The following is a 6395-nucleotide window of genomic DNA, read 5'->3' as shown; positions in this document are numbered from 1 at the left end:
ATTGTTGGTAATATCAGGTACGGCATCTATAGGCAGTTTGGTTGCACTCCATACTCCCCAGATAATAAGTAACAAGGTCATTAAGCCAATGATTATCTTGTTCTTGATACTGAATTTTATGATATTGTCTAACACAATGTATTTTGTTATTTTAACATTTAATAGAAAAAGAAGGGAATTCCACCAATGGATGAAAAGGCGGAGAAGGAGAATCTATGAGTCAATGTGAAATATCGACAATTGGTAGTTGCAACACTTTATATAAAGTGTTAGACACCAAATACAATACGACTAGTAATGTATATAAATACACATTATACCAGAAGACATAGCATTCCCAGAAAAGTTAAATGTTAAATTTCGGCGGCTGCCAAATGCTACCAGCGTAGCGGGATAAGAAGTTAGAATCTCTGATAATAACTTTTTTAGAAGAAAATGTTTGAATAGGGATAACAAATCCCGGTAATTCAAAATTGAAAGAAACCACTGTCACACTACAGCATTCACATTGACAAAATGGAGTGCAATTGTCATCTGTATCTTGGTTATGACTATGCGCTATTTCTATACTTAGTTCTTTTGGCGTTTCGCAAATATTTTGTGCATCACTACATGGAACTAAAAATAGCCCCAAGAAGTAAAATAATATAATTGCTGCTTTGCACCTCATAACTAATAACAAAAGTAGAAAAAAAATATGATTCCAAGTATCTTGAAATCTTTTTTTTGCTTCAAAATCCCATAATAGAAAATTGCGTCGATAAGATGTTATCGTTTTATTTCGGTATTGTAACTCCAATCCCCCCAATTTTTTATCTTGGTGAGGTCTGAGTAACGCGGTCCTATAAGCAAAATAAAAGCAATAAGAACCATTTTCAAAACGTTGCCTATGAATAAGTTACTTTAGTGATTCTTGAGATTGTTATTAAGGCTGCATAGAGTATTTATACCATATAACATCACTTTAAAAAGCAGTAGCTACCTTCTAGGTATCTCAAATGATAGCGGGACCTTATCAATTTTGTTACAGTTCAGGAAATGGTTCCGGAACCTTTTACAATTTCAGTATGCTCGCAATGATTACCTTCCTTGCCCTCAATAAAAGTCCGCCCCTTATCTCTTCAGCCATCGCTCGAATTTCGCAGCAGTAGGCCTGCCGACGATGATCCTAGTATTTAAAGGATGATCGAGGTACAGTTCCAACTGGCCGCTTTTGCCATGAGGACGGTATGTCTTGCACAATTTGTGGCTGACGATATATTGACGGTTCGCACGAAAAAACTGTGCTGCATTCAGCTCTGGTTCTATTTCGCTTAAAGACTGCTCTATTAGCAGATACTTTCGGTCAAAGGTGCAAAGCTGATAGCCTACGTCCAACCTTCTGAAACAGGCAATTTCTGAGACCGGTACTTTTTCGATCCCGTTTAGAGTCTGAGCCAGGAAAAAATCCTTTTCGGTAGGTATTTCATCGGCTTGATATGTCCTGGTTGCCGGATTTTGCTTTTCTGCCAGATCAGCAGCATAATGCCACAAGAAGTAGAAGGCATAATAGGCATTGGCAAACATCAAAAATAACAGGACGATAGGATAATCGATGGTCAGATATCGAGTGTCGAAGATATGAACAGAATAAACCGTCCAGAAGTAAATCGTCGCAAGCACAAAGGCTGCAAAGGCCATCGGAAAAAATCCCAGGGCCAGCTGCATGATCAAACGGCGCCCGGTATTTTGCTGCCAATGATACCCTTTCCGGTCCAGGTAGACAGATATCCGGTTTACGGACCATAGCAGGAGCAGGGCGATGAAGTAGCTACAGGCAACAGCAATCCAAAAATTAATATCGATGGCTGCAAGTCGGAATTCATCGACGTGAATATTGAACAGGACAATGAAAAAAGCAACCGGCAAACAAATAATTATCCGGAACAGCATGTCACTGTAACGAGGTTTAGACATTTGGTCTTTGGTTTCTATGTCCTGGGATTGTTTCATGATCGTTCCAATAACAACAATTAAACAAATTAAAAACTAATATAATAAATATGTTCAAACCAGCTTTAACGCCCTATGGTGTAAATCAGAAAACAACAGAGCTTTACGCTCTTGATGACAATTCCCTGCTTGCCCAGGCCGCATTAATATCCGTTGATATCGTTACCTGGATAGTGGATAATTTTGAACTTACTGCCCCTCAGTATAATTACCTGATCGGTCTGGCCCCAGGATTCCTGGCTATATTTAAGGACCAGGCATCACGCGCTGTGGTTAACCGTTGGCCGGTGGCCTATATTCCGGGCTTAGGTACCGAGGAAATTTCATCGGCAGAGGTCGGTGAAAAATGGATCAAGTCCAAGGAAGAGAATACTGCCGGTACCCAGTCCGTAACCGATACATTTAGCGGTAGCCTTACCATTGAAACAGGCATCTAAGGACCTGTGAGTAACAATCGGATGCCCCGGAATACTCAAGTTTCCGGGGATTTTTATTATGGTTGTGATTTCCCAGAAAACGTGGATTCTTCAGCTCAATAACAAATTCGTGCAATTCATTTCCGATTCACAGCAGTTCGTTTTCCAAACCCCGCAGTTGAGTATATTTTTATTATGAAGGCTCATTTATCCATTCTCACAAAAACGGCTGTAATGGCTATTAGAAGGCCGTTTTTAACCCTGTTTGCATTCCATTGAACACTTATCTGCAACACTTGCATCTTACTGCCTTTAGCTCCGAAATTTACCTTAAAGGAAACAGCTTGTGTGTATGGGATGTTCACGGCAAGAGCAAAGCATAACCACAACCAGGTCATTATGAAAACACAATCGTTATACCAACCACCCTAACCTGTGTAATAAGCAACAGGTAAGAAACCTCCGTTATTATTTATAATCGCCATAAGGCTAAACAATACGAAAATGAAAAGAAAAAATTTAATGGCTGCTGCTGTAATGGTCTTTATTGCAGTAGTCGCAGTGCTTTCCTGCAACAAGCAGAAACAAAATGATTATGGGGACATGAATGAAACAGCCGGCAAAAAGGCAAAAGCTGTCTCTGTAAGTTGTCCGCCAATTGTACTTTCAGGGACGATCAGTACGCCAACCACTTTGCTTGCCGGTAATGCCTACCTGCTGCGGGGCAATGTGGTCGTAAACAACACGACACTGACTATACAGCCCGGCGTTGTAATCCAGGGCGAAAAGGCGACCAATGGGGCACTCATCGTACTACCAAACGCCAGCATTAATGCGACAGGGACGAGCACTAACCCTATTATCTTTACCAGTAACCAGAACCCAGGGTCCCGTGCCGCCGGTGACTGGGCAGGTGTATATCTTTTGGGAAATGCACCAAACAACCAGGGTAACGCGCTGGCCATCCAAATCAACGGCGCCAGCTTTACTGCAGGTGGCAGTTCTGCTGCAAGTAGCGTAGGAACTTTTAAATACGTGCAGATCCATTTCGCTGGAAAAGGAGGGGGCTCCGGCAGTGACCGCAGGTCGGAAAGCAGCCTCGTATTGGCATCCCTTGGTAGCGCCAGTACTCTGGATCATATCCAAATCAGTAATTCCGGCCTCGATGGTATTGGCGTCTTAGGTGGCTCCGTCAACCTGAAAAATATTTTAAGCATGAACACGAAAAGAAGTGATTTTGTCATGTCCTATGGCTATATTGGCAGAAGCCAATACCTGAGCGGAATAAAACAAAATACACTTTCTCCATTGTCTTTGGCAAATGGCATGGAAATTCAGAATGTGTTATTGGGAGAGCCAGCAAATGCAATACCAAGAACATACCCGGTTGTTTCTAATACCACACTTATGGGAGGTAATTATTGTGGTCAAGGCAACGGTAATATCCAGGATGGAGTATTTTTTGCAGCTAATGGTTCTGCTAAAATTTACAATAGCGTAATTACGGCCTTTAACCGTCACGGGCTTAACCTTTCCAATGATGTAATAGCCAATACGACTACCGGTGGCTTTCAATTAAAATTCTCCTATAACTCCTTGCGTAATCTCTCAGCAGCAACTGATTTTAGAACCATAACTAATACCGATTGGGTTACAAACTCGGGCTGCGGGGCAAGTATGGTATCCTGGATCGCGGGCTCCGGCCTAGGTTGCCAGCAGATCGGCAATCAGTTTTCTGCTGATATCTCCACGTTAGGTTATAATTCCAGTTTTTGTGGGAACTTTTGCAGCAGTAGTTTTACGCCAAATTTTACCCTCGGGCTGACAGACCTGGACAATTCAGATTTTACGTGGGATAGCGCTGGCCTATTTGAGCATCCGACTTATAGGGGCGCCTACGGTGCAACTTCATGGGTAAGTAATGGATGGGTAGATATGTGTCCGCTAAATACAAATTATTGCGTTTAAGTGGTTAATAAAAAAGACCATTATCTGAAAAGATAATGGTCTTAGACATTTTTCAATATACTCGTACTATCTATCTCAAAAGCAAAACATCACCTTTAAAGGTCTTTGACTTGCCATCCGGATAGTCCAGCACGATTAGGTAATGGTAGGTCCCCATCTCGCACGGTAGACCGTTTTGCGTACCATTCCAGCCCCCAGCGCCAGTACCGCTAAATACCTTTTGCCCAAATCGGTTGTAAATCTCAAAAAGGCGTATTTTTTGATAAGTAAGCCCGGCCAACATAAAGATATCGTTGAGACCATCTCCGTTCGGGCTAAATGCATTCGGTANNCTTAAAATCAATATTTACACGTACCTGGCCGGTATCGCTGCAGCCATAAGCATTGAGCCCAACCACTGAATAAGTGGTCGGCACCAATGGCATGGCAATAGGGTGCGGCCCTACCGGTGTATCCAGCGATGAAGCCGGAAACCAGCTATATAAGATTGCTCCGCTGGCCCTGAGCCGGATTGCATCACCATAGCGGATCGTGGTATCAGAGGGAGCGACAATAAGTTCCGGCGCCGGATAAGCATCTAATTGTATATTTATTGTGGTATCACACCACTGTTCCCGTTTGATCTGTAAGGTATAGCTACCCGCATCCAGGCTTTTAAATTGAAAGCCAGAAGAGCTTTGCGCGGATCGGACCCGCTCACCACTTTCATTTCTTAGCTCATAGCTGAGCAATGCAGTATCGCCAGCAATTTTTTTAATCTGTAATTCGATATCACCGGGACAACCGTATATAAGCCGGTCCATGTCGGGAAGCCTGCTAAACTGAACTTTAAAGGTATCGAGGATAACGGTGCAATCCTGAAAGTATGCAACAACATAGACGCCATCATCGTAAATAATTCGGAAACTATCACGTAAGCCATTATCCCATAGGTAGCATGCCTTTGCGGAAGCAGCATAAAGGGTTATACTGTCTTTAAAACAGGCATCAATTGTATAAGTTTTTCCGTAGAGGGTATCTGGTGGCGGTCCGGCAGTAATAATGATTTTGGGCAAATCCGTAAGCCCGTTGGTCGGCGACATATTGATCATGTTATTGCTGGGACTGTATAATGCTTCCGTTTGCGGCACACAAGCCAGACCCAAGTTATTGGGCTGATGAATAACATGGAATGTCATTTTGGGAATAGCCGGATCGGGACATTCCGGTGGATGCTGGTCCAGGATATAAATCTTGCCATCAGGCCCCAGCCGTAGATCCCCGAACCAGGAAATATCTGGAAGACATAAGAATCTATTCCAATGATTTGGATTACTTAAGATCAAAGTTTTCGAAGCAATAATATCAGCTGTCGATGGTAAGTCAAGATTATATTGATAAACCTTTCCGAAATAATATGTTCCTGCACTCCCGAAATAAGGTCCATCATTTTCTGTAGTATATAACTTGGAATTATCAGGTGAAAAACATGCACCTGATATCCATTGATTGTTTTCCAACAAACGGGCGTTTTTAACTTTGCCGCTACATTTTTCAAAATCATAAAGCTCAATACCACCAGGTAAATTAAATGCGCCGCCTTTCCAAAGACCGATTGCGAATTTATTGCCATCTTCTGAACTCGTAAGTGATCCCGCAGATACCGCATAATTTATCAATGGGCGATTGCCGCATTCCGAAACTACCGGAACGGCATTCAAACCATTATAGCCGACATGAAAACTCAAATACTCATTGGTAATATAAGAGCGGACAACAAGCCATACTCCGTTGCAACCTTTAACAGCAGTTATCTTGTTATCTGCAATCATATTCCAGCCGGTAAGTGCTATGTTTTTCTTGCCAGGCACAATATCTCCCAAGCCACCGTTCAGGCTTATATCAAATAAAGAGTAGACTAGCCCGTTGCTCCGGATATAAAAAATATAATATTGGCTGGTGTTACCTGGATGTGGGACGACAACCGGGGTAGTAAAAATAGACATATTGTTTAACAGGTTTGTGCCTGCAATAGGATGT

At 42.4% G+C, this 6395-nt stretch carries 6 protein-coding genes; 2 read left to right on the top strand and 4 right to left on the bottom strand.

Annotated features, from left to right (window positions below; translation table 11 throughout):
• The 3 genes from B2X72_RS17470 to B2X72_RS17460 all read right to left on the bottom strand — a co-directional run.
• Positions 1–135 (bottom strand): efflux RND transporter permease subunit (locus B2X72_RS17470; protein WP_286850887.1); only part of this gene is annotated, 135 nt, incomplete at its 3' end.
• 211 nt (positions 136–346) lie between these two features.
• Entirely contained in the window at positions 347–799 is a 453-nt protein-coding gene (locus B2X72_RS17465) for a DUF6660 family protein (protein ID WP_139145093.1), read from the bottom strand.
• Between the two features lie 314 nt (positions 800–1113).
• Positions 1114–1992: a LytR/AlgR family response regulator transcription factor gene (locus tag B2X72_RS17460; RefSeq protein ID WP_070569900.1), complete on the bottom strand. Its 879-nt coding sequence runs from the start codon at positions 1990–1992 to the stop codon at positions 1114–1116.
• 50 nt (positions 1993–2042) lie between these two features.
• On the opposite strand from B2X72_RS17460, the gene B2X72_RS17455 reads away from it, so the two are divergent.
• Both B2X72_RS17455 and B2X72_RS17450 read left to right on the top strand, forming a co-directional pair.
• Positions 2043–2429 carry a hypothetical protein gene (locus tag B2X72_RS17455; RefSeq protein WP_070569902.1) on the top strand — a complete coding sequence of 129 codons (387 nt, stop codon included), beginning with the start codon at positions 2043–2045 and terminating at the stop codon, positions 2427–2429.
• 483 nt (positions 2430–2912) lie between these two features.
• Positions 2913–4376: a hypothetical protein gene (locus tag B2X72_RS17450; protein ID WP_070569906.1), complete on the top strand. Its 1464-nt coding sequence runs from the start codon at positions 2913–2915 to the stop codon at positions 4374–4376.
• 70 nt (positions 4377–4446) lie between these two features.
• Here B2X72_RS17450 and B2X72_RS26675 read toward each other — a convergent pair whose 3' ends face one another.
• Positions 4447–4659 carry a gliding motility-associated C-terminal domain-containing protein gene (locus tag B2X72_RS26675; protein WP_414711802.1) on the bottom strand — a complete coding sequence of 71 codons (213 nt, stop codon included), beginning with the start codon at positions 4657–4659 and terminating at the stop codon, positions 4447–4449.
• Between the last annotated feature and the right edge of the window lie 1736 nt (positions 4660–6395).

Source organism: Sphingobacterium sp. UBA7253, from assembly GCF_002472745.1.
Taxonomy (GTDB): Bacteria; Bacteroidota; Bacteroidia; order Sphingobacteriales; family Sphingobacteriaceae; genus Sphingobacterium; species Sphingobacterium siyangense.
The sequence above is the reverse complement of the archived record's forward strand: the minus strand, read 5'-3'. Positions and strand labels throughout refer to the sequence as shown.

What these genes read in the sequence shown, in the direction of transcription:
- B2X72_RS17460 (WP_070569900.1), bottom strand. Translation starts at nt 1,992, where the DNA reads ATGAAACAATCCCAGGACATAGAAACCAAAGACCAAATGTCTAAACCT.
- B2X72_RS17455 (WP_070569902.1), top strand. Translation starts at nt 2,043, where the DNA reads ATGTTCAAACCAGCTTTAACGCCCTATGGTGTAAATCAGAAAACAACA.
- B2X72_RS17450 (WP_070569906.1), top strand. Translation starts at nt 2,913, where the DNA reads ATGAAAAGAAAAAATTTAATGGCTGCTGCTGTAATGGTCTTTATTGCA.
- B2X72_RS26675 (WP_414711802.1), bottom strand. Translation starts at nt 4,659, where the DNA reads ATGTTGGCCGGGCTTACTTATCAAAAAATACGCCTTTTTGAGATTTAC.